We start from the raw sequence: 22,017 nt of genomic DNA, 5'->3' as shown, positions 1-22,017 counted from the left end.
AACCAATAGGAGAATATTATATTGCATTTTAAACTTGTATTTTTATGTATATTTAGCATGAATTTATATGCTTTAGAGCCTATAATAACTACAGTTAAAGATATTCAAGGGGATAATTTTTACATAGACTCTTCTGTTAAAACGGTAAAAGGAGCTAGTGCTATCGTAACTCAAAATATAGCAGGTGTAAAAACTGTCGTCGCTAGGGCTGTAGTTACTGATATGAATGCTGATGATATAAAGCTTTCTATCATACAAAGAGATATACTAGAGCAAAGTGCTTTACCTAAAACTAATACACAAGTAAAAATAGGCGATGAAGTGCATTTAAATTTCTTATATGATAGGGCGATGTTAATAGCTGCAAATGAGATAAATTATAAAGAAATAGAGCAAAAATTTAACTCAATTTATTTTTTACACCCTGATATTTTAGGTGCTTATATGATAAGAGAGTATAAACTTAGCCCTGATGTTGAGGATTTTAAGCTTATTTGTTCGAATAATTCCTTAGGGCTTATAGTTTTTGGACTTGAAAATTCTGTTGTATTTGTGGATTGTTACAGTTTTTCTACCTTGTATGAAGAGAAATTTGATTTTACAAATAAAGAAACACAAACACCTTTTTATTCTAGGATTAAAGGTTATCAAAAAGTGTTTTTTAACCTCTTTGAAAGAGAGGTTGGCGACTACTATGCGTATTATAAAGAACTTATAGGATACAAAGATGAAAAATGAGATAAAAGACTTTTTTGTAAAATTGCTTGGCGAGGAAAATGCAAAATTTGATGATATACATAAAAGAGCCTATAGTTACGATGCTACAAGAAAGCATTTTCTACCAGACGCTGTTCTTTTTCCAAGAGATGAAAAAGATATAAGTGAAATTTTAAAATTTTGCAATGAAAATAAAATAGTAGTGATACCTCGCGGTGCTGGTTCTGGCTTTACTGGAGGCACTTTAGCTATAAATGGCGGAGTTGTTTTGGCTCTTGAAAAACATATGAATAAAATTTTAGAAATAGATTTAGAAAATTTAGTAGCAGTAGTGCAACCAGCCCTTATAAATTCAAAACTACAAGAAGAGCTTAAAAAATATGGTCTATTTTACCCGCCTGATCCTGCAAGTATGGATTTTTCAAGCATAGGCGGAAATGTTAGTGAAAATGCTGGGGGTATGAGAGCGGCAAAATACGGCATAACAAAAGATTATGTCCTAGCACTTCGTGCAGTCTTACCAAATGGAGACATTATAAGAGCTGGAAAAAGAACGATCAAAGATGTAGCCGGCTATAATCTAAGTGGTATTTTGATAGCTAGTGAGGGAACTTTAGCTGTAATTAGCGAAATTTGTCTAAAGCTTATGCCCTTACCAAAGCTTAAAAAAACTGCACTTGGAATTTTTAATACAGTCGATGATGCGATGAATGCTGTATATAAAAGTCTAGCTAAGGGAGTGCGTCCTGTTTCTATGGAATTCTTAGACAATCTTAGCATAAGAGCGGTTGAAAGCAAATTTAAAAAAGGTTTGCCTGTGGAGGCTGGAGCTATATTAATAGCTGATGTTGATGGAAATGTAGAACAGTCTTTAGATGATGATTTAAAAATGCTTGAACTTTGCTTTAAAGAAGCTGGTGTGAAAGAATTTAAGATAGCAAAAGATGAAAAAGAAGCCGCTGATATATGGTTTGCTAGGAGAAATTGTTCTCAAAGTATAACTGTGTATGGAAATTTAAAACTAAATGAAGACGTAACAGTGCCTCGCTCTAAATTACCTGCTCTGCTTTCTGGCATAAAGGATATTTCAGAAAAATATGGCTTTAAAATTCCTTGTTTTGGGCATACTGGTGATGGAAATGTGCATGTAAATGTTATGGTAGAGGATAAAAATGATGAGGAGCAAGTAAAAAAAGGGCACGAAGCCATTACTGAAATTTTTAAATTAGCGATAAAACTTGACGGGACATTAAGCGGTGAGCATGGTATAGGAATTTCAAAAGCCCCTTTTATGAAACTAGCATTTAACGAAGCTGAAATGAACTTAATGCGTGCTATAAAAAATGCTTTTGATCCAAACAACATACTAAATCCGGGTAAAATGGGACTTTGATGTATTTAAAAAAAACCATAAATTTTTTACTTATATTCAAAGATAAGGAGCTTATGAATTACGGTGCGGCTCTTTCCTTTTACACTATGCTTTCAATTATACCTATATTGTTTGTTTGCTTTTCTGTTTTCACGCAAATTCCAAGCTTTGATGCGTATTATGATAGGCTTAAGAATTTGATTTTTGCCTTTTTGATACCAACTCAACAAGAATTAATATCAAGCTATCTTGATACCTTTTTAAAAAATAGCTTAAATTTAGGGATTATGGGGCTTGTAGCTATGGCTTTTACTTCTTTAGCTCTTTTTTCAAGCTATGATTTTGTGATAAATCGTATAACAAAAAGTGAGCCTAGAGGGCTTTGGCATAGCATAAGTGCATACTGGACTCTTTTAACTTTAGTCCCGCTTGGGCTTGGACTTTCTTTTTACATCTCTGCTTATATACAAAAAACACTTGATGATTTTAAGATAGGCTTGAATTTCTTTGCATTTTTACCATTTCTAATAATATGGTTTTTATTTTTGATATCTTTTTCAAGCTCTATGCAAAAAAGAACAAATAAAAAATACCTTCTAATAAGCTCATTTGCTTCAGCTACAGTGTGGTATGTGTGTAAAAATTTATTTGTATATTATGTAGTTTATAACAAAGCATATACTAATGTTTATGGCTCTTTTTCAACCCTTTTATTTTTTCTTATATGGATATATATATCTTGGATAATATATTTATTTGGCTTTAAAGCTTACAATCACTTTACTTTAGAGCAATATGAAAGGCAAGATATTGACAAAAACAAGAAAAAGACTCAAAGAAGCAAAACGAATGCTAAGTAAAGATAGCAGTATATAAGAAATAAAAATATAAAAATTCACATTTATATCTTTAGCGTAAAATTTTATAGAGAAAAAATAAGATAAAAGTGTATCTAGCAAGTATCCAAAATCCACTATATGCAAAAATAAAACAAAGGGATAAAATACAACAAACACAACAGAAAGGGGTATGCAAAGGAGTTGCTGCAAAGACACTAAAGGAAAGAAATAAAGAACAGGCGTAATCATAGCAAAAAAGGTCCATAAATTTAACAATATAACATTTATAAAATTTGAAAAGAATTTAGAGAAATGATTCATATATAAAAATATAAAAAATACCCCATAAATAGAAAAGAAAAACCCTACGCTAAAAAGAAGCTGTGGAAAAAGACTAATGCAAATTAAGATAGCAAAAAATAATGTAGAATAATTTAGCAAATTAATATTTTTTGCCAAGAGATAAAAAGCAAATAATGCCATAACCAAAGATCTTATATAAGAAGGCACAAAACCTATAAGATAAGCGTAGGCTAACAAAAAGCTAAAAATTAATACAGATAAATCAAATTTTAAATTTCTGTATGGAAAATATCTTTTTTGAAAAAAGCTATACAAAGGACATAAAAGAAAAAAGCAAAGAGAAAATATAAGTCCTATATGATAGCCGCTAATAGCTATAAGATGTGCTATACCGTAGTAATTAACATCTGTTCTTAGCTCTAAAGAAATCGGCAAGGCAAAAAATAAAGCTCCATAAAATTCTTTTATTTTTTCATCTTTATGCTGTGATAAAAAATAAGAAATGATGAAATTTTCATTATATGTGTTTTCGCTTAAATTTATATCATAACTTGGCATATAAAAATTTTTAGAAAGATAATCCTTAAAACTTACATTAGTATTAATTACTCTTAGATTAAGCTTATCATAGCGACTTATATTATTATCCTTATATGTGCTGGTATAAAAGGAAAAATCATCATAAGAAAGCTTTAAAACAGTATAAGCCCTACCTTTTTTGTTTTGCTTTTCATAGCTTTGTAACACCAAAACATCTTCTAAATATCTATGTTTGCTCTCCTTAAAATTTAAAAAAGACATATATTCATAAAACAAAGAAAAGCAAAATACAAAAATGCAAAAGAAAAATAAAATAAAAAATTCTTTGTATTTTTTAAAAAAATTCATCTCTTTTTAGAGAATTTAGCCAAATAAAAATATATAAGAATAATCAACGCTAACAAAAACAAAGGAACAGCGTAAGAATACTTTGAAAAACTATCAACTATATAAGATATAGAAGCACCAAAGGCAAAACCTAGATAGCCTAGCCCTACAGCCCAAACGACTGTAGCTACAAAATTTAAAACAAAAAATTTAAAAAAATCATACCTAGCAAAACCCGCTGCAAGAGGTATAAAGGTCTTAAGCCCGTATATAAATTTCTGAAGCAAAATTAAGCTTACTCCGTATTTTTTTATCTGAAGTTGTGCTAAAGCTATCTTTCTTTTGTGCTTTTTAAAATAAGGCATTAAATCTTTTTTAAAATATCTGCCTAATAAAAAAAGCACAGTAGAGCCTAAAACATTTGCAAAAAGAGCTATAAATATACATAAACTTAAGGAAAAATGTCCGGATGCACTTAAAATTCCAGCCGCTAAAATCCCTACCATACCTCCACCGATAGAATAAAGAAAAAGTATAACATAGCCCCAACTAAGTAAGGTATCAATAACCTCTTGCATACACTACCTTGCGTAATCCACAGCTCTAAGCTCTCTTATAACATTTACCTTTATTTCGCCTGGATACTGAACCTTATCTTGAATTTCTTGAGCTATTTCCTTTGCTAAAAGCACCGATTCATCATCATTTACAAGTTCAGCATTTACAATCACTCGTATTTCTCTACCCGCATTTATAGCATAGGCATTTCTTATGCCTTGTTTTGATTTTGCTATATCTTCAAGCTCGGTAACTCTCTTTAAAAATGCCTCTAAAACCTCTCTTCTTGCACCCGGTCTTGCCGCACTTAAGGTATCAGCCGCACAAACAGCCGCACTTTCTACGCTTGTTGCTTCCTCGTGTCCGTGATGTGCGTAAATAGCGTTTATAACTGCATCGTGTTCTTTATATCTTTTGCAAAGTTCAGCTCCTAAATCGACATGAGAGCCTTCAAAATCGTGAGTCAAAGCCTTGCCTATATCGTGCAAAATTCCTGCTCGTCTTGCTAAATTTTCATCGCCCCCACATTCAGCCGCTATAATACCTGCTAAATGTGCTACTTCCAAAGAGTGAGCTAAGGCATTTTGTCCGTAAGAAGCACGGTATTTTAATTTTCCTATGAGTTTGACTATTTCAGGATGCATATTAGAAAGTCCTAAATCCATAAGTATGGTTTTACCTTCCTCAAGTATGCTATCATCAAATTCTTTACACACCTTTTCGTAAATTTCCTCTATCCTAGCTGGTTGTATGCGTCCATCTTCAACCAAAAGCTCTATAACTTTAGTAGCTATGGCTCGTCTATAAAGGTTAAAACAGCTTACTATAATAGCACCCGGGGTATCATCTATGATGATATCAACGCCCAAAACCATTTCAAGCGTTTTTACGTTTCTTCCTTCTTTGCCTATAATACGCCCTTTTAGCTCGTCATTTTTTATATTTACGACATTTATCAGTCTTTCTGCCGCAAATTCACCAGCAAAACGCGAAGTAGCTTGTGCTATTATAAAATTTGCCTTTCTTTTTGCTTCGCTTTTTGCTTCCTCCTCATATTTTCTAACTATGTGTGCTATCTCATCTCTTGATTTTTCCTCAACTTTTTTAAGCATCATTTGCTTTGCTTCATCTTTTGTAAGCCCTGAATGGTGTTCTAAAGTGTTTATAAGCTCGTCTAATTTTTTTTCATAACTATCTTTTAACCTCATATTCTCATCATACAAACTAAAAGCTTTCTTTTTACTCTTTTCAAGCTCCTCTTTGCTTTTATTTAGCTCATCTTCATAGCTTTGTATCTTTTGTTCTTTTTTGCTTAGCTCATCTACCTTTTGATTGTATTCTTTTTGAATTTTATGACTTTTATCCTCGTATTTTTTTTTGACTTCTAGTTCTGCATTTAATACAGAATTTTTTGCATCTTTTAAAACAAGCTCGGCTTCGTATTCTATAGCCTTTGCTTTTGCTTTTGCTTGCTCCACAAAGATATTATACTTGGCTTCATCTATCTTTCTAGCAACTAAATATCCTACTCCCACGCCTACTACAACGGCTATAAAAATGTAAATTGTTATTAGCATTTTTTAACTCTCTTTTAAAATATTTTTTATAAGGATTTATGTAAAAATCAGCTTGAATGTCGTGTTTTTCGCATAAACTCTTATCAAAATATAAGTTAAGTGCTTGGACAAAAACCACAAGCGGTTTATAAGCTAAATTTGCAAAAAACATATCATAAAAACCTTTTCCATGCCCTATCCTTTTTAAATTTTTATCGACAGCTATTACAGGAATGACAGCTAAATCGATCTTAACATTTAAAAAAGAAATATAAGGCTCATAAACCCCAAACCTTTTCTTATATAAAGGTAGTCTTAATTTTACAATTTTTAAGCTTTTATCTTGCATAAACGGAACAAAAATATTAGAATTTTTTGATAATTCTCTCCTAAAACGTAGCAAATTTATCTCATATTCTAGTGGTATATAAATGAGGATATTTTTTGCTTTGTAAAATTTTACTATTTTCTTAAGCTCTTTAAATGATAAAAAATCTTTTTTGAAATGAAAAATGAACTTTGATTTTAATTTATTTTTAGCAAAGGCTCTATATCTGTCTTTAGGCATTAATGTAAGAAAACTAAGCCCAAAAGGGCTTAGAATTTTTAGAATTTATAAAAAGCTTGTATACGGAAAGTGTTTTTGGTATTTGAATCTCTGCCTTCCTCTAACACAGACAAGCCGTCATATCTAAGCATAGAATACCACACCAAAAAGTCTAAATTTTTGTTGTATTGATAAGAAGCTTCTACAACACCTTCCATCTTATCGCCACCGCCGCCTATTGTTCTAGCAGTACTTCCTCTTGTAGTTTCAGTAGCACCATAAACATATCTTAAGCCTATTCTTAAATCAGATGGTAAGGTATATCCAGCATTTACATAAGCAGCTGTAGTAGCACCAGAGCTTATAGCAGCCCAAGAACCTCTACCATATAAAAATTCTCTACCTACTACGCCAAGTCCAGCATTACCTACATCTTCTATAGTGTTTATAGTTACAGCGTCTTTTTTACCAAACATAATACCACCAAGTCCGCCGTCAAAACCGTAACCTTTTATATCTCCATAAAGATTTACAAGCTGACCGTTAGCTGCTCCTCTTCTTTTAAAATAGTCATCAACGCTATTTCCAAGATAAGTAGCTCTTATAGACCAAGCTAAATCATCAGCTAAAAGCAAGGTGTATTTAACATCAGCAGCATAAAGTGTAGCCGTATTCATAAGCTGAGCACCCCAAAGTTGCACATCAATAGTGGATCCGCCTAAGTCATATCCGCCTATAAAAGCAGCACCATACATATTATACTTATAAAGTCTGCTTGTCATTGGGTTACCTGCTGCTTCACCTAACAAGTAAGAAAAATCTGCCTGATCGCCATCTTGTTTTTCTTCAAAAGAATCAACAGCAAAGGCAGCTATAGCTGTGCCTTCAAATGGAGAATAAACGACCTTAGCAGCAGTTCCTACATAGTCATCAGTCCAAATAGTTCCTAATTCTTGGCGACCCCAGATGAAGTTTAAGCCATAATCAGCCATATCATATTGCAAATACGCTTGTCTTAGCTGTAAAGAACCGTTTGTCCTTGTGCCACCAGCACCGTCGTTAGAGTTTATAGCATTGTCATAGCCAGCATCTTTTGTTAAAGAATAAACTTGACCAAAGATCTTAAAACCATCACCCACATCAGCCTTAGCTCCTAGTCTTAAGCGAAATTCGTGATTTTGTTCCCCAGCAACACCAGCAGGTATTTTTATCGAGCCTGATTTAGATCTAGACCAATCGCTATTGTATCTATATCTTAAGTCCCCGGTAAAATCAACATTCTTAATCGCTTGTTCTAAAGGAATAGCATTAAGTGCTGAAAAGGATCCAGCTGCTAACGCGGCAACTAAAGAAAGTTTTAATACTTTCATAAAATCTCCTTTATAAAAAAATACACTTAATTGTAGCATAAAAATAAGCATTTTTATATAAAAAACTAAAAAAATAAAGGACACTGTGCTACGAAAGTAAAAGAGTTTTTACTCTTTTACTCGCTATCTTTTTTTAGTTTTATAGAATCTCTGTCATATAAGCCTGTTCCAACAGGTATCATTCTACCTAAAATTACATTTTCTTTTAAATCTTCTAAGAAGTCAAATTTTCCGGCTATACTGGCTTCTGTTAAGACCTTTGTAGTTTCTTGGAAAGACGCAGCTGATATGATACTATCGCTACCAATAGCTGCTCTTGTAACTCCTAACAATACCGGTTCAGCTATAGCAGGCTCTCCACCCATAGCTAAAATTCTTTCATTTTCTTCTTTAAATTTGCGTTTAGACACAAAGTCTCCTACTATGAATTTGGTATTGCCGCTATCTACTACCTTGACTTGTCTTAGCATTTGAGAAACTATAACTTCTATATGTTTATCAGAAATCACAACACCTTGACCGCGATAAACTTGTTGAATTTCAGATATAAGATAATAATGAAGTGCTTTTTCACCAAGTATTTTAAGCACATCGTGGCTTGATATAACACCGTCTGTTAGCTTTTCTCCAGCGTGTATAAATTCACCGTCTCTTACTTGAATTCTTTTGGAGCTGTCAATTAGGTATTCGCTTTTATTTCCATCTTCTGATTCTATAACGATTCTTTCTTTAGATCTTAAAGGTTTATCAAATCTTATAGTTCCGTCTATTTCGGCTATTACGGCTGCATTTTTTGGCTTTCTAGCTTCAAATAGTTCAGATACTCTAGGAAGACCGCCTGTGATGTCTTTTGATTTTGTAGCAGCTTTTGGCGTTTTAGCTAAAATATCAGCTTTTTTAACCTTGTCTCCGTCATTTACAAAGATAACAGTTTTTGGCTCTAAAAGATACCTAAGCACTTTACCGCCTTTGGTTGCAAGAACAAGGGCTGGTCTTGCACCACCAGGTATATACTCATTTATAACCAAAGAACTTTTTCCGGTAGCCTCGTCCATTTGCTCGTCTGCACTGTAGCCAAGCTCTATATCCTCAAAGCTTAAAGTTCCATCAGTTTCAGCTATAGTTGTATCATTATACGCGTCCCATTCAGCCACTATAACCTTATCGGCTTTAGAAGGTTTAGCTATAACAACCTTTGCATCTTCTATGATAGAATTATCATCAAATTCAATAACGGATTCTCTAGGTATATAATGCCTTTTTGCTTCTCTATCATTTTCATCAGCAATAACAACAAAAAGACCTTTTTCTTTTACCACGTAACCCTTTTTTATATCGTGTCTTCTGTCTAAACCATCGCCTTTTAGCATATAGAATTTCAAGGTTCCTTTTTCACCAGCTCTTATAGTCTGAACGACAGGATCTCCGTCATTTACTAGAATTTCACTAGCATAAGGCACACGGTTAGGGACATTCCAGCCCTCTTTTATAACCTCTACTATACTTTCATCTTTTTGCACCTTAGCTCCATTTTGATAGTGCATATAAAGTTTTCCTACTATGTTTCCGCTAACACCTGTTAATTCGTTTGGCTTTGCTAAATCGTGCCTTCTGATAATGTATTTGCTTTCCTCTTTTGTTCCTTTTACGCTTATAACCACATCTTCGTGCATATTTTCTATATGCACAGTGCCATTAAATGGTGCTTTTATTTTAGGTTCTACTAGGAAAATAGCGGCATTTCTTCTGTTTGCAACTATATTTTTATTCTCGCTATTTTTGTAAAGCTCTATATTATAATACCTTATAAAACCTTCTTTTTGAGCTACTATTTGCCTATCTTGCAAATCTGTGCTAGCGGTTCCACCGCTGTGAAATGTTCTAAGGGTTAATTGAGTCCCAGGCTCACCTATAGACTGTGCTGATATGATACCTACGGCTTCTCCCGGTTTTACTAGCTTACCTTCTCCTAGATTTATCCCATAACATTTAGCACAAATGCCTTTTTTGGCTTTACAAGTTATAGGCGTTCTTATGCTAACTCTTTTTATACCACTATCGTGAAGTAATTTTGCTTTTTCTTCATCTATCAAAGTGTTTTCTGTAAATAAAATTTCATTTGTAACAGGATCTATAATATCTTCTGCTAAAACTCTACCTAAAATTCTTTCCTCTAAAGTTTCAACCACAGAACCATCAGCTGTTATTTCACTGATTTCTATGCCATCGTGAGTGCCGCAATCTTGTATGGTTATCTTAACATTTTGTGCTACATCTATAAGCTTTCTTGTCAAATAACCAGCGTTAGCAGTTTTTAAAGCTGTATCTGCCAAACCTTTTCTAGCCCCGTGAGTAGAGATAAAATACTCTAAAACATTAAGTCCCTCACGGAAATTCGAAATAATAGGAGTTTCTATAATAGAACCGTCAGATTTTGCCATAAGCCCTCTCATCGCTGCAAGTTGTGAAATTTGAGCGGCAGAACCTCTAGCACCTGAATCAGCCATCATATAAATGGAGTTAAAACCTTGCTTATCATTTTGTATAATATCCATCATATCTTTTGAAAGGACATTATTTGTGGCTTTCCAAATGTCTATGATTTTATTATATCTTTCACTAGCTGTTATTAGCCCTTGATTGTAAGAATTTTGTATATATTTTACTTGCTTTTTAGCTTCTTGTATAGCTTTTTGTTTATTTTCAGGGATAATAATATCCGCTACTGAAATCGAAATTCCAGCCTTAGTAGCGTATTCAAAACCTAAATTTTTAAGCTTGTCTAAAAATGTAGAGGTGATACCTAAACCACCTTTTTTATAAACATAATCAACAAGTAAAGCTATATCTTTTTTCTTTAGAATTTTATTCCACATATATTCAGGGACAAAATCAGGCAAAATGGATTTTATTATCAAACGTCCAGCTGTTGTAAAAATTTTCATATTATCAACCACAGTTTGAACAGGAGCGTGTATGTCAAGACAGTTTGCCTCCAAAGCCATTAAAACCTCGTCTATACCCGTGCAAATTTTATGCGAACCCTTAGAACCAGTTTTTTCCAAAGAAAGATAATAAATTCCTAAAACCATATCTTGAGAAGGAACAGTAACGGACTTTCCACTGGCTGGTAATAAGATATTCATAGAAGAAAGCATTAAAACCTTGCATTCTGCTATAGCCTCTTGAGAAAGAGGAACATGCACAGCCATTTGGTCTCCGTCAAAGTCGGCGTTAAAAGCAGTGCAAACCAAAGGATGAAGTTGTATAGCCTTGCTTTCGACTAAAATAGGGTGAAAAGCTTGTATAGATAATTTATGAAGGGTAGGAGCTCTATTTAATAAAACAGGGTGTCCTTTTACAACTTCTTCCAAGCATTCCCACACTTCATTGGTCTTGCTTTCTATCAATTTTTTGGCTTGTTTTACTGTTGTTGCATAGCCTTTTTCTTCAAGTTTTGCTAAAAGATAAGGTTTAAAGAGTTCTAAAGCCATTTTTTTAGGCAAACCGCATTGATCCATTCTAAGTTTAGGTCCTACGACTATTACGCTACGACCTGAAAAATCGACTCTTTTTCCAAGTAAATTTTGTCTAAAACGTCCTTGTTTTCCTTTTATAATTTCACTTAAAGATTTTAGCGGTCTTTTGTTTGCACCTTTTACTGCATTTGCTCTTCTACCATTATCAAAAAGTGCATCAACAGCTTCTTGAAGCATTCTCTTTTCATTTCTTATTATTATTTCTGGTGCATCAAGCTCCATAAGTCTTTTAAGCCTTGCATTTCTGTTGATAACTCTACGGTATAAGTCATTCACATCAGAAACGGCAAATTTTCCACCGTCTAAAGCAACAAGCGGTCTTAAATCAGGTGGTAAAACTGGTAAATTTGTTATCATCATCCATTCAGGTCTATTAGGCACTAAATCATCTTCATTGCTAACAGAGGAATTTAAGCTGCTGTTTAGGAAATTTTCAACAACCTTTAACCTCTTTGCTATACTTTTTTTCTTAGCCTCTGAATTTGTGGTATTCATCTCGTCTTTTAATTGGTTTAAAAGATCTACTAAATCTAAATTCGCTAATAAATCTCTTATAACTTCTCCACCCATTCTAGCTTTAAAACCGCTATCCTCGTATCTTTGGGCTAATTTTTGATATTGTTCCTCATTTAAGACATCGCAAAATTCCACTTTTTTGCTATTTTCATTATCATAATAAGCATCTGCTGGATTTTCCACTATATAAGCTTCATAGTAAAGCACTCTTTCTAAATCTTTCATTTTTATACCGAGCAATGTTCCTATACGACTTGGCAATGAATTAACATACCAAATATGTGCTACCGGAGTAACAAGCTCTATATGCCCCATTCTAGAACGTCTTACCTTAGAACTTGCAACCTCAACACCACATTTTTCACACTTAACGCCCTTAAAACGCATCTTTTTATATTTGCCACACAAACACTCATAATCTCTTATAGGTCCAAATATCTTGGCACAAAAAAGCCCGTCTCGCTCTGGTTTTAGAGTTCTATAGTTTATAGTTTCTGATTTTTTAACTTCTCCATAAGACCAAGACTTGATTTTTTCAGGACTTGCAAGCCTTAATTGTAGGGCTTGAAAATCCCTAGGTCTGCCTTCTTCTTTTATCTCTATAGTCTTAAATTTTTCCATTACTCGTCCTTATCAAAAATCTCTATATCAAGTGCTAAAGACTTTAGCTCGTTTGCTAAAACAAAAAATGTCTCTGGTATGCCCGTAGATGGTATATTTTCTCCCTTTGTTAAAGCTTTATATGCACTAAATCTTCCCTCTGTATCATCTGATTTTATAGTAAGCATTTCTCTTAAGGTGTGTGCTGCACCGTAAGCCTCAAGAGCCCAAACTTCCATTTCACCAAACCTTTGTCCGCCAAATAAAGCCTTACCACCAACAGGTTGTTGGGTAACCAAGCTGTAAGGTCCGGTGCTTCTTGCATGGACTTTTTCATCAACTAAGTGGTGTAGTTTTAGCATATACATACAACCAACATGAACTCTTTCAGCTATCCTTTCCCCGGTGCGTCCATCATACAACTCACTTTTTCCGTCCATAGAAACTTTAGCAAGTTCAAAGAGCTTTTCAAACTCTTGCATACTTGTCCCTTCAAAAACAGGAGTAGCAAATTTAACACCCCTGCTCCAGTCTCTACCATAGTTGATAAGCTCTTCATCGCTTAAGCTTTCTATAAATTTCTTTTCCTTTGCAAATCTAGCTAAAGAACAAATTTCAAGCATTTTAGAACGCAATTCTTTTACAAAATCCTTTTGTTTTTTATCAAAAATTGCTTGTATTTGCTCACCTAATCTCAATCCAACTAAACCTAAATGGCTTTCTAAAATTTGACCTATATTCATACGAGATGGCACACCCAAAGGATTTAAAGCTATATCAACACTTTTGCCATTTGGCAAATAAGGCATATCAACTTCTGGGACTATTGTAGATACTATACCTTTATTTCCGTGCCTACCAGCCATTTTATCGCCAACTTTTAGCTTTCTTTTTGTTGCTATATAAATTTTCACAAGCTTTATAACGCCACTTGGCAAAATATCATCTTTTTCTAGAATGTCAAGCTTATCATCGTGTTCGCTTTTAAGTCTTTTTTTCTCATTTTGAAAATAATTTTTCAAATCATCGTATTGTTTTTGAACATCTTTAGAATACGCCTTAACCAAAGAATTTAAAGCAAAACGGTTTATAGCTCTTAACTCTTCTATGTCTATCTTTGCGCCTTTTTTATAGGTTTTTGAGCCTACTTTTTGCTCACTTTGCAAAGTAGATTTTGAAAGCAAGGAACAAACTCTTAAAATTTCCTCTCTATCCATCATTAAAAGTCTGTCGTGATGTTCTTTTTCAAGTGAAATTTTCTCCTCATCATAAGCTTTTATAGTTCTTGCATCTTTTTCATAACCTTTTTTGGTAAAAATTTTAACATCTACAACAACACCTTCAAGAGAAGCCGTTGCATACAAAGATTTATTAACAACATGCCCTGCTTTTTCCCCAAAAATAGCTCTTAAAAGCCTTTCTTCTGGAGTTGGTTTTACCTCTCCTTTTGGAGAAACCTTACCAACTAATATCATACCGGGTTTTATATGAGTTCCTATCTTTGCTATACCGCTTTCATCAAGATGAGAAATGTCCTCCTCTTTTATATTTGGTATATCTCTTGTGATTTCCTCTATGCCGTCTTTTAATTCTCTTGCTTCTATTTCTTTTTCATATATATGCACACTTGTAAAAGCGTCTTCTCTTATCATTCTTTCACTTACTACTATGGCATCTTCGTAGTTGTAGCCGTTCCAAGGCATAAAAGCTATAAGAGCATTCTTGCCTATAGCTAATTCTCCTTCATCCATACTAGCACCATCAGCTATAATCTGTCCTTCTTCTATCTTTTCTCCTTTTTTAACAATAGGATGCTGATTATACACTGTGTTTTGGTTAGTTCTTAAATTTTTCTCCATAGAGTAATGATCTATAAATGGACCCTTTTCATCTTCGCCCATTATAAATATACTTTTATTATCTACTTTTTCAACTACGCCTGCTCTTTTGGCTTTAATAGCCATCCAAGCATCTCTTGCTATAGTTCTTTCCATACCAGTGCCTACTATAGGTGCATCACACGTTAGTAAAGGGACTGCTTGTCTTTGCATATTTGAACCCATAAGAGCACGGTTTGCGTCATCGTGTTCTAAAAAAGGTATAAGAGAAGCTGTAACACCTACAACCATACCAGAACAAAGATCTATCAAATCAACCTCATCTTTTCTAGCAAGTATAGTTTCTCCATCTTTTCTAGCTTCAACAAAATCTTCAGATATATTACCCTTAGAATCAAGTTTAGTAGAAGCAGCAGCTATGACCAAATTTTCCTCTTGAGTAGCTGTAAGATAAACAACATCTTCGCTAACCTTGCCATTTGAAACTTTTTTATAAGGTGCTTCCACAAAACCTAAATCATTTACCTTAGAATAAGTAGCAAGAGTGTTTATAAGTCCTATGTTTTGACCTTCAGGGGTTTCTACAGGACAAATTCTACCATAATGCGTAGAATGCACATCTCTTACTTCAAGTCCGGCTCTTTCTTTTACAAGACCGCCCTCTCCAAGTGCTGAAAGACGTCTTTTGTGAGTAACTTCGCTAAGAGGATTTGTTTGATCCATAAACTGAGAAAGCTGACCTCCGGTAAAAAATTCCATAATGGTAGTGCTTATAATCTTAGGATTTATCAAATCATAAGGCATTACCTTTTCTAAATCAGCACTTAAAGAGGTAAATTTATCTCTTATAGCCTTTTGCATTTTAGCAAGTCCTAAATGTAACTCGTTTGCTAAAAGCTCACCGATAGAACGGATACGGCGATTGCCTAAATGATCTCTATCATCTATTCTGCCTTTGCCATTTTTTATTTTTATGAGGTATTTAGCAGTTTTTATAATGTCTTCATTTGTTAAAACAGTTGTATATTCTGGCACTGACAAACCTAACTTATGACTCATTTTCATACGACCAACCTTTGTCAAATCGTATCTTTCAGGATTAAAAAATAAATCATTCACATAAGCCTTAGCAGCTTCTTTTAAAACAGGTTCCCCAGGTCTCATAACCTTATAAATTCTAATGGCTGCAAGATCGTTTTCATCTTCTATATTTTCACTTTGTTTTAAAGCTTTTAAGGTTTCATTATCTTGTATAAAAGAATTTATAATAGCCGCATCAACATCAGCGGCAAGATCGTTTGCTATATCAAAGTTTTTATATTTTTCTTTAATTTTAGCTAATTTGTTTTCATCTAAAAGCGTCAAAGAATCAAAAAGAATTTCTTGATTTTCATCTAGTATAGGTTTTGCTAGATATCTATGAGATAAAATTTCTACTGGATATTCTATCCATTTTAAACCGTCTTTTACAAGCTGTTCTGCTTTTTTCTTGCTGAGTCTTTTTCCGGCTTGAATTATTAGCTTTCCTTTATCATCTTTTATATCATACTCAACTCTTTCTAAAAAATCATTTGGATTAAATTCTATTAAAAATTTATCTTTTTTAATGTGTATAGTTTGAACGGGATAAAATAATTTTATAATATCTTGTTTTTTATATCCTAATGCCCTAAAAAGCATAGTTATAGGCATTTTTCTTCTTTTGTTTATACGAACGTATAAAACATCTTTAACATCATATTCAAAATAAAGCCAAGAACCTCTATCTGGTATGATTTGAGCTGTATATACTAGTTTATTTGCCACTGTTGAGCTTTCTTCTTCTTTAAAAATAACTCCCGGGCTTCTATGAAGTTGATTTACCACAACTCTTTCTACACCATTTATTATAAATGAAGTTCTATCAGTCATAAGAGGAATTTCTCTTATAAAAATTTCTTGTTCTTTTATATCTTTTATACCTACCTTTTCACCGGTTTTTTCATCTTTTTCGTGCAAGGTTAAACGAATTTTCATTTTTAAATTAACAGAATAAGTAAGACCTCTTTCCATACATTCTCTTACTGTGTATTTTGGCTTACCTATTTCAGAGCTTACATACTCCAAACTAAGCCTATTTTGTGGGTCGTGTATTGGAAAAATAGACTTAAATACCTTTTCTATACCACTTTCTTTACTCGCATTTGCATAATTTAAAAAATCATCAAAGCTTTTTTGTTGGAGCTGTAAAAGATTTGGAATGTCTATTTGATTTGAAGTGCTGGAAAAATCAATTCTAAGTCGATTTTTTGATTGTTGTTTTTTTTGCATAATATATACCCCATTTTGGTAAGTTTAAAAAGAAAAAGCCCTTAAAAGGGCTAAATAAGGAAGTAAAACTTCCTTTAAACTGTAAAATTACTTAAGCTCTACCTTAGCACCAGCTGCTTCAAGCTGTTTTTTAGCTTCTTCTGCATCAGCCTTGCTAACGCCTTCTTTTAATGTAGATGGAGTTTGCTCAACTGCATCTTTCGCCTCTTTTAAACCAAGACCTGTTAATGCACGAACTACCTTTATAACTTCTATTTTTTTAGCACCGCTGTCTGTTAGCACTATGTTAAATTCTGTCTTTTCTTCAGCACCACCAGCCGCACCAGCTGCTGCTGCACCGCCACCAGCTACAACAACAGGGGCAGCAGAAACACCAAATTTTTCTTCAAATTCTTTAACTAATTCAGAAAGTTCTAAAACACTTAAGTTAGATATATACTCTAAAACATCTTCTTTTGAAATTGCCATTTTTTATCCTTTTTATTATTTTAAGATTCTTTTTCTTTTTGCTCTTTTAAAGCATTAAGCCCTATAGTGAAATTTGTGATAGGGGCATTCCAAACTTGCAAAAGCATAGCAAGCAACTCATTTCTAGACGGCATTTTAGCTAGAGCCTTAACTTTGGAAACATCAGTTACTTCGCCATCTACAAATGCAGTTTTTATGTTAAACAAGTCGTTATCATCTTCAAATTTAGAAGCAACTTTGCTAACATTTAGCTGATCTTCTCCCCAAAGATATATATTTGTATCTTTAAGTTCAAGACCATTTTTTCCAGCTTGAGTTAGGGCAAGAGAGGCTAGTGTGTTTTTAATAATTTGAACTTTAACGCCATTTTCTCTAGCATTATCCCTAAGACTTTCTAATTTCTTAGTGCTTAGTCCTTTATAGTTACAAACTACTATCATTTCACTGTTTTTAAACTCTTCTTGCAGTCTAGCAACAAGTTCTGTTTTTTCACTTCTAGTCACAAGCTTCTCCTTTCCGATTAGCGATTTCAAACAGAGAAAGACTTTGTAAGTCTTAATTAAGTAAAAACCTCGGCTATCTCCAATCTAAAATAAAAAGCTAAAAAAAACAAAAATTTCCTTAGCTTTTTATTTAGGGCTTTAAGCCCTAAATTACTTCATATCTAAAAGCTCTTGAGTTTGCAAAGAAACAGAAGGACTCATAGTTAAAGAAAGAGCGGCATTTTTTATATATCTTCCTTTGGAGGCAGCCGGTTTATGTTTATTTATAGCCTTAACAAATGTGCTTATATTATCATTTAGTTGTTCTTTTGAAAATGATACCTTTCCAAGCCCTGCGTGTATGTTACCTTGCTTATCAACACGGAAATTGACTTGACCACTTTTAGCATTATTAACAGCTTGTTTTACATCAAGAGTAACAGTGCCTGTTTTAGGATTTGGCATTAAGCTTTTTGGTCCTAAAATTCTACCAACCTTACCAACTAGACCCATTAAATTTGGGGTAGCTATTAAGACATCAAAATTTATATTGCCTTTTTGAATTTCTTCTATTAAATCATCACTACCTACAATATCAGCACCAGCTTCTTTAGCTTCATCAGCTTTTGCATCTTTTGCAATAACAGCAACTCTTACTTTTTTACCTGTTCCAGCAGGTAAAACAACAGAGCCTCTAACCATTTGGTCAGCATGCCTTGGATCAACATTTAATTTTAGAGCTATTTCAACTGTTTCATCAAATTTAGCAGAAGCTAAATTTTTAACAGTTTCTATAGCATCTTCTAAAGAATACTCCTTGGAAGAGTCTATTTTTTTATTTAATTCTTTTAATCTTTTAGTAATTTTTGACATATCTTTTACTCCGCATTTATTATAGTGCTTCCAACATTTTAGCCTGTCGGTAGGGCTTTTTTAGTCAAGTATCTCTATACCCATAGAGCGAGCAGAACCAGCTATAATCTTTGCAGCTTGCTCTTTATCTTTAGTATTCAAATCTGCTATCTTCTTATCCACTATTTCAAGAATTTGTTTTTTTGTCAATTTTCCAACCTTGTTTTTTAGAGGATTATCAGAACCTTTAGAAATTCCAGCAGCTTTTTTTATTAAATCTGTAGCTGGTGGTTGTTTCGTAATAAAAGTAAAGCTTTTATCAGCATAAACAGTAATAACAACTGGGACATTAAAACCAGCCATATCTTTTGTTTTTTCATTAAAAGCCTTACAAAATTCCATAATATTAACACCTTGCTGACCTAAAGCAGGTCCAACAGGAGGTGAAGGATTTGCCTTTGTAGCAGCAATTTGTAATTTTATTTCACCAACGACTTTTTTAGCCATATAATCTCCTTAAACTATTTTCTCAACTTGAGAATAAAGAATTTCAACAGGTGTAGATCGACCAAATATAGAGACATTTAACCTCAAAAGACCTCTAACCATATCATACTCCTCTACTATGCCTGTAAAATTGGCAAATGGTCCATCTATAATACGGACATTTTCACCCTCTTCAAAAGATATTTTAGGTTTTGGAGCAGCCTTATTTTGCACTTTTTCTAATATTAAATTTATATCTTTTTCAGAAAGCGGAGTTGGTTGCTTTCTATCACCCGTTTTGTTTTCGCCTATAAAACGTCCAACTTTTGGGAGAGACTGTATCTTGTGCCATAGCTCAACCGTAAATTTTAAACAAATAAAGACATAGCCAGAATACAAACTTCTCTCACTAATCTTTTCTTTTCCATTCTTAAATTCTATCACATCTTCTGTTGGCACAACTATATCTTTAACCTGCTCTTGAAGATTATTGTCCCTAATAAGATTTTGTATAGCCTTTTTAACAGCCATTTCGCTACCAGCATAAGTTTGAATAGCATACCACTTAAATTCGCTCACAACTCTTTCCTCATAAAATTTAAGAAACTATGAAAGATAATGAATAAAACATAATTAAATCAACTATCCAAAGAAATAAAGCAACTACAAAAACAACAACAAAAACCGTAATATAGGCATTTCTAACTTGTTCTCTTAAGGGAAATATAACCTTTGACAACTCCGCTTTAGATAGTCTAAAATAACTCAATAATTTTTCCATATTCTTCAAAACCTCAAAAATGGCAGGGCAAGAGGGATTCGAACCCCCAACCATCGGATTTGGAATCCGGCGCTCTACCGTTGGAGCTATTGCCCTTTAACTTTTTAACTTAACCTCTTTATGAATGGTATGTTTCCTAAGTCTAGGACAATACTTTTTTAACTCTAATTTTTCAGTCGTATTTTTACTGTTTTTATAAGTGCTGTAATTTATATCACCACACTCTTCACATTTTAAACCAACTTTTATCCTCATAAACTTATCCTCTTTTTATGGGGTCCTTAAAAAGACCCCCTAAATTTTACTTAATGATTTTAGAAACAACACCAGAACCTACAGTATGCCCACCTTCTCTTATCGCAAAACGAGTTCCTTCCTCAAGTGCGATAGGAGCTATCAAGCTTACAGTTATTCTAACATTTTCACCCGGCATAACCATTTCTGTGCCTTCAGCAAGTTTTATAGAACCTGTAACATCTGTAGTTCTAACATAAAATTGTGGTCTATAGTTATTAAAGAATGGAGTATGTCTTCCACCTTCATCTTTATTTAATATATAAACTTCTGCCTCAAATTCTGTATGAGGAGTTATAGATTTAGGTTTAGCAAGAACCATACCGCGTAAAACTTCCTCTTTCTTAGTTCCACGAAGTAAAACACCAACATTATCTCCGGCTTCACCTTGATCCATTTCTTTTCTAAACATTTCAACACCAGTAACTGTAGTAGTTTGAGTGTCTTTTATACCTACTATTTCTATAGTATCACCAACTTTTACAACTCCCTTTTCTATTCTACCTGTAACAACAGTTCCACGACCTGATATAGAAAAAACGTCCTCTATAGGCATTAAGAAATCTTTATCTGTATCTCTAGTAGGAGTTGGTATATAGCTATCAACAGCATCCATTAAGGCTATAATCTTAGCAGACCACTCACCATCTTGACCAGCCTTAGCTTCCTCAAGTGCTTTTAAAGCTGAACCAGAAATTATAGGAGTGTCGTCTCCAGGAAAATCATAAGAGCTTAGCAATTCTCTAATTTCCATTTCAACAAGCTCTAAAAGTTCAGCATCATCTACCATATCAGCTTTATTCATAAAAACAACTATATAAGGAACACCAACTTGTCTAGAAAGAAGTATATGTTCTCTAGTTTGTGGCATAGGTCCATCAGCTGCAGAAACAACTAATATAGCTCCATCCATCTGTGCAGCACCTGTAATCATATTTTTAACATAGTCAGCGTGACCTGGACAATCAACGTGTGCATAGTGTCTTTTCTCTGTTTCATACTCTATATGAGAAGTAGCTATAGTAATACCACGTTCTTTCTCTTCAGGAGCATTGTCGATATTATCATAATCTTTAAGCTCAGCTAGACCCTTTCTAGAAAGAACAGCAGATATAGCAGCTGTAAGGGTGGTTTTACCGTGGTCTACGTGACCTATGGTACCTATGTTAACGTGTGGCTTATTACGAGAAAATTTTTCCTTAGCCATTGTTTTTCCTCCATATTATTTTATATATTTACACAAAAACAAGTCCGCATTTTATACTTTTATTTGATAAATGGAGCTCATAGCGGGACTTGAACCCGCGACCTCTCCCTTACCAAGGGAGTGCTCTACCTCTGAGCCATACGAGCGCTCAGCAATAGTATAAAATTAGACAACAAAATATAGTAAGAAATGTAGCAAAAAACAGCTCCCAGTTTCTTACAATAATGGAGCGGGAAACGGGGCTCGAACCCGCGACCCTCAGCTTGGAAGGCTGATGCTCTAGCCAACTGAGCTACTCCCGCAAATGGTGGTGAGTCGTGGATTCGAACCACGGAAGGCGAAAGCCAGCAGATTTACAGTCTGCCCTCGTTGGCCACTTGAGTAACTCACCTTTACACCATAAACTAAACACCGGTCAAACACTGCATAAAACAATGGAGCTGGTTAAGGGACTTGAACCCCCGACCTGCTGCTTACAAGGCAGCTGCTCTACCAACTGAGCTAAACCAGCAAAA

General features: G+C 33.8%; 18 protein-coding genes and 5 tRNA genes. 3 read left to right on the top strand and 20 right to left on the bottom strand.

Going from position 1 to position 22,017, the window contains the following annotated elements; all coding sequences use genetic code 11:
* Window positions 1-57 precede the first annotated feature (57 nt).
* The 3 genes from Q0J35_RS05670 to Q0J35_RS05660 are packed head-to-tail and all read left to right on the top strand — an operon-like array spanning window position 58 to window position 2,949.
* Window positions 58-738: a plasminogen-binding N-terminal domain-containing protein gene (locus Q0J35_RS05670; RefSeq protein ID WP_297193982.1), complete on the top strand. Its 681-nt coding sequence runs from the start codon at window positions 58-60 to the stop codon at window positions 736-738.
* Window positions 728-2,110, top strand: coding sequence for an FAD-linked oxidase C-terminal domain-containing protein (locus Q0J35_RS05665; protein ID WP_297193979.1), 1,383 nt, complete (start codon window positions 728-730; stop codon window positions 2,108-2,110). Before Q0J35_RS05670 ends, Q0J35_RS05665 begins: the two co-directional genes overlap by 11 nt.
* On the top strand, window positions 2,110-2,949 hold the full coding sequence (locus Q0J35_RS05660) for a YihY/virulence factor BrkB family protein (RefSeq protein ID WP_297193977.1): 840 nt from the start codon (window positions 2,110-2,112) through the stop codon (window positions 2,947-2,949). Before Q0J35_RS05665 ends, Q0J35_RS05660 begins: the two co-directional genes overlap by 1 nt.
* Here the strand turns inward: Q0J35_RS05660 and Q0J35_RS05655 are convergent.
* From Q0J35_RS05655 to Q0J35_RS05560, 20 genes are all read right to left on the bottom strand, one after another.
* On the bottom strand, window positions 2,875-4,119 hold the full coding sequence (locus Q0J35_RS05655; RefSeq protein WP_297193975.1) for a ComEC/Rec2 family competence protein: 1,245 nt from the start codon (window positions 4,117-4,119) through the stop codon (window positions 2,875-2,877). The genes Q0J35_RS05660 and Q0J35_RS05655 overlap by 75 nt on opposite strands.
* Window positions 4,116-4,676: a DedA family protein gene (locus Q0J35_RS05650; protein ID WP_297193973.1), complete on the bottom strand. Its 561-nt coding sequence runs from the start codon at window positions 4,674-4,676 to the stop codon at window positions 4,116-4,118. Before Q0J35_RS05650 ends, Q0J35_RS05655 begins: the two co-directional genes overlap by 4 nt.
* A gap of 3 nt (window positions 4,677-4,679) precedes the next feature.
* Complete coding sequence (gene rny / locus Q0J35_RS05645) at window positions 4,680-6,233, bottom strand: ribonuclease Y (RefSeq protein WP_297193971.1); 1,554 nt, start codon at window positions 6,231-6,233, stop codon at window positions 4,680-4,682.
* Window positions 6,166-6,780 carry a 5-formyltetrahydrofolate cyclo-ligase gene (locus tag Q0J35_RS05640; RefSeq protein WP_297193968.1) on the bottom strand — a complete coding sequence of 205 codons (615 nt, stop codon included), beginning with the start codon at window positions 6,778-6,780 and terminating at the stop codon, window positions 6,166-6,168. Before Q0J35_RS05640 ends, rny begins: the two co-directional genes overlap by 68 nt.
* A 38-nt stretch (window positions 6,781-6,818) precedes the next feature.
* Entirely contained in the window at window positions 6,819-8,129 is a 1,311-nt protein-coding gene (locus Q0J35_RS05635; protein ID WP_297193966.1) for a major outer membrane protein, read from the bottom strand.
* Between the two features lie 116 nt (window positions 8,130-8,245).
* The gene (gene rpoC, locus Q0J35_RS05630) at window positions 8,246-12,805 is read right to left on the bottom strand and encodes a DNA-directed RNA polymerase subunit beta' (RefSeq protein ID WP_297193964.1); all 4,560 of its coding nucleotides are present in this window, start codon (window positions 12,803-12,805) and stop codon (window positions 8,246-8,248) included.
* Window positions 12,805-16,932: a DNA-directed RNA polymerase subunit beta gene (gene rpoB, locus Q0J35_RS05625; protein WP_297193961.1), complete on the bottom strand. Its 4,128-nt coding sequence runs from the start codon at window positions 16,930-16,932 to the stop codon at window positions 12,805-12,807. The genes rpoC and rpoB overlap by 1 nt, the downstream gene beginning before the upstream one ends.
* Window positions 16,933-17,019: 87 nt before the next feature.
* A complete protein-coding gene (rplL, locus tag Q0J35_RS05620; protein ID WP_297193959.1) occupies window positions 17,020-17,400 on the bottom strand; it encodes a 50S ribosomal protein L7/L12 in 381 nt (126 codons plus the stop codon).
* A gap of 20 nt (window positions 17,401-17,420) precedes the next feature.
* Entirely contained in the window at window positions 17,421-17,903 is a 483-nt protein-coding gene (rplJ, locus tag Q0J35_RS05615; RefSeq protein ID WP_297193957.1) for a 50S ribosomal protein L10, read from the bottom strand.
* Between the two features lie 150 nt (window positions 17,904-18,053).
* Window positions 18,054-18,755, bottom strand: a complete 702-nt coding sequence (rplA, locus tag Q0J35_RS05610; RefSeq protein ID WP_297193955.1) for a 50S ribosomal protein L1 — start codon at window positions 18,753-18,755, stop codon at window positions 18,054-18,056.
* Between the two features lie 60 nt (window positions 18,756-18,815).
* A complete protein-coding gene (gene rplK, locus Q0J35_RS05605) occupies window positions 18,816-19,241 on the bottom strand; it encodes a 50S ribosomal protein L11 (RefSeq protein WP_297193953.1) in 426 nt (141 codons plus the stop codon).
* A gap of 9 nt (window positions 19,242-19,250) precedes the next feature.
* Window positions 19,251-19,799: a transcription termination/antitermination protein NusG gene (nusG, locus tag Q0J35_RS05600; protein ID WP_297193951.1), complete on the bottom strand. Its 549-nt coding sequence runs from the start codon at window positions 19,797-19,799 to the stop codon at window positions 19,251-19,253.
* Between the two features lie 19 nt (window positions 19,800-19,818).
* The gene (gene secE / locus Q0J35_RS05595) at window positions 19,819-20,001 is read right to left on the bottom strand and encodes a preprotein translocase subunit SecE (protein WP_297193948.1); all 183 of its coding nucleotides are present in this window, start codon (window positions 19,999-20,001) and stop codon (window positions 19,819-19,821) included.
* Between the two features lie 20 nt (window positions 20,002-20,021).
* Window positions 20,022-20,097: transfer RNA gene (locus tag Q0J35_RS05590), tRNA-Trp, on the bottom strand.
* Window positions 20,098-20,256: a 50S ribosomal protein L33 gene (gene rpmG, locus Q0J35_RS05585; RefSeq protein ID WP_297193946.1), complete on the bottom strand. Its 159-nt coding sequence runs from the start codon at window positions 20,254-20,256 to the stop codon at window positions 20,098-20,100.
* A 46-nt stretch (window positions 20,257-20,302) separates the two neighbouring features.
* Window positions 20,303-21,502: an elongation factor Tu gene (tuf, locus tag Q0J35_RS05580; RefSeq protein WP_297193944.1), complete on the bottom strand. Its 1,200-nt coding sequence runs from the start codon at window positions 21,500-21,502 to the stop codon at window positions 20,303-20,305.
* 71 nt (window positions 21,503-21,573) lie between these two features.
* A tRNA-Thr gene (locus tag Q0J35_RS05575) sits at window positions 21,574-21,648 on the bottom strand.
* A gap of 79 nt (window positions 21,649-21,727) precedes the next feature.
* Window positions 21,728-21,804 (bottom strand) — tRNA-Gly (locus tag Q0J35_RS05570).
* 3 nt (window positions 21,805-21,807) lie between these two features.
* Window positions 21,808-21,893 (bottom strand) — tRNA-Tyr (locus Q0J35_RS05565).
* A 44-nt stretch (window positions 21,894-21,937) separates the two neighbouring features.
* Window positions 21,938-22,013: transfer RNA gene (locus tag Q0J35_RS05560), tRNA-Thr, on the bottom strand.
* Window positions 22,014-22,017: the final 4 nt, after the last annotated feature.

This window comes from uncultured Campylobacter sp., from assembly GCF_944323605.1.
GTDB lineage: Bacteria > Campylobacterota > Campylobacteria > Campylobacterales > Campylobacteraceae > Campylobacter_D.
The sequence above is the reverse complement of the archived record's forward strand: the minus strand, read 5'-3'. Positions and strand labels throughout refer to the sequence as shown.

Excerpts from the sequence above, each read along its gene's own strand:
- Q0J35_RS05670 (WP_297193982.1), top strand. The coding sequence starts at position 58 with ATGAATTTATATGCTTTAGAGCCTATAATAACTACAGTTAAAGATATT.
- Q0J35_RS05665 (WP_297193979.1), top strand. The coding sequence starts at position 728 with ATGAAAAATGAGATAAAAGACTTTTTTGTAAAATTGCTTGGCGAGGAA.
- Q0J35_RS05660 (WP_297193977.1), top strand. The coding sequence starts at position 2,110 with ATGTATTTAAAAAAAACCATAAATTTTTTACTTATATTCAAAGATAAG.
- Q0J35_RS05655 (WP_297193975.1), bottom strand. The coding sequence starts at position 4,119 with ATGAATTTTTTTAAAAAATACAAAGAATTTTTTATTTTATTTTTCTTT.
- Q0J35_RS05650 (WP_297193973.1), bottom strand. The coding sequence starts at position 4,676 with ATGCAAGAGGTTATTGATACCTTACTTAGTTGGGGCTATGTTATACTT.
- rny (WP_297193971.1), bottom strand. The coding sequence starts at position 6,233 with ATGCTAATAACAATTTACATTTTTATAGCCGTTGTAGTAGGCGTGGGA.
- Q0J35_RS05640 (WP_297193968.1), bottom strand. The coding sequence starts at position 6,780 with ATGCCTAAAGACAGATATAGAGCCTTTGCTAAAAATAAATTAAAATCA.
- Q0J35_RS05635 (WP_297193966.1), bottom strand. The coding sequence starts at position 8,129 with ATGAAAGTATTAAAACTTTCTTTAGTTGCCGCGTTAGCAGCTGGATCC.
- rpoC (WP_297193964.1), bottom strand. The coding sequence starts at position 12,805 with ATGGAAAAATTTAAGACTATAGAGATAAAAGAAGAAGGCAGACCTAGG.
- rpoB (WP_297193961.1), bottom strand. The coding sequence starts at position 16,932 with ATGCAAAAAAAACAACAATCAAAAAATCGACTTAGAATTGATTTTTCC.
- rplL (WP_297193959.1), bottom strand. The coding sequence starts at position 17,400 with ATGGCAATTTCAAAAGAAGATGTTTTAGAGTATATATCTAACTTAAGT.
- rplA (WP_297193955.1), bottom strand. The coding sequence starts at position 18,755 with ATGTCAAAAATTACTAAAAGATTAAAAGAATTAAATAAAAAAATAGAC.
- rplK (WP_297193953.1), bottom strand. The coding sequence starts at position 19,241 with ATGGCTAAAAAAGTCGTTGGTGAAATAAAATTACAAATTGCTGCTACA.
- secE (WP_297193948.1), bottom strand. The coding sequence starts at position 20,001 with ATGGAAAAATTATTGAGTTATTTTAGACTATCTAAAGCGGAGTTGTCA.
- rpmG (WP_297193946.1), bottom strand. The coding sequence starts at position 20,256 with ATGAGGATAAAAGTTGGTTTAAAATGTGAAGAGTGTGGTGATATAAAT.
- tuf (WP_297193944.1), bottom strand. The coding sequence starts at position 21,502 with ATGGCTAAGGAAAAATTTTCTCGTAATAAGCCACACGTTAACATAGGT.